Genomic DNA, 362 nt, shown 5'->3' with positions numbered 1-362 from the left:
TGCCATGCCCTTCATCGAGTACTTCAATACCTGCAAATTTATGATTGTGATATGCGTTGACGCAAACAGCGCAGCTCTCACCTCCAGCTTCCAAGGCATTTTTAATCAGGTTTACAAGTGCTTGCTCAAGTAAGCTTTGATCAATTTGCAGCGTAAAGTCCTGTTCAATGGTTAATCTCACGCGATTGTCGAAGAGCCCTACGAGCGGCGTTAGTAAGTCATTTATTGATATCGCTTCTATATGAAGCTGATGCTGTTTTGCAACGCTTGCATAGCGATTAACAAATGACATCAGGCCATCGCTGCGCTGCACAATCACGCCAAGCGCTTGTTCAAAATCGGCTTGATTTTCTTGCGTGGTG

At 44.8% G+C, this 362-nt stretch carries 1 pseudogene; it reads right to left on the bottom strand.

The window, feature by feature from the left end:
* Positions 1–362: pseudogene (locus CWC11_RS20945) on the bottom strand (ATP-binding protein); the annotation flags it as partial.

The organism is Pseudoalteromonas sp. S3178, assembly GCF_005886985.1.
Classification (GTDB): domain Bacteria; phylum Pseudomonadota; class Gammaproteobacteria; order Enterobacterales; family Alteromonadaceae; genus Pseudoalteromonas; species Pseudoalteromonas carrageenovora.
Note: the sequence above shows the minus strand (reverse complement) of the source record. Positions and strands in the feature narration are given on the sequence as shown.